We start from the raw sequence: 447 nt of genomic DNA, 5'->3' as shown, positions 1-447 counted from the left end.
TCAACCGCTAAAGCAACGGCGCCACCACCGGCTCCTTGCGCGGCCACGCATCGAGCACAGCCTTGAACAGCGTCGCCAGCGGGATCGCAAAGAACACCCCCCAGAATCCCCACAACCCGCCAAACAACAGCACCGCGCAGATGATTGCCACCGGATGCAGATTCACTGCTTCCGAAAACAGCAACGGCACCAGCACGTTGCTGTCCAGCGTCTGAATGATCCCGTAGACCGCCATCAGGTAGATGAACTGGTCGCTCCAGCCCCACTGGAATAGCGCAATCAGCAGCACCGGTACGGTCACCACCACCGCACCGACATACGGCACCACCACCGACAAACCGACCAGCAACGCCAGCAGCGCCGCGTAATTCAGGCCCAGCGCGATGAAGGCGATGTAGGTCACGCCGCCGCAAATCACGATCTCGATGCCTTTGCCACGTATGTAAT

At 60.2% G+C, this 447-nt stretch carries 1 protein-coding gene; it reads right to left on the bottom strand.

All coding sequences use genetic code 11. The features are described from left to right. Positions 1–7: 7 nt before the first annotated feature. The coding region (locus tag J5M56_RS25430; RefSeq protein ID WP_207938115.1) for an AI-2E family transporter at positions 8–447 on the bottom strand (440 nt) is incomplete at its 5' end.

This window comes from Pseudomonas sp. 51_B (assembly GCF_017491595.1).
Lineage (GTDB): Bacteria > Pseudomonadota > Gammaproteobacteria > Pseudomonadales > Pseudomonadaceae > Aquipseudomonas > Aquipseudomonas promysalinigenes.
The sequence above is the reverse complement of the archived record's forward strand: the minus strand, read 5'-3'. Positions and strand labels throughout refer to the sequence as shown.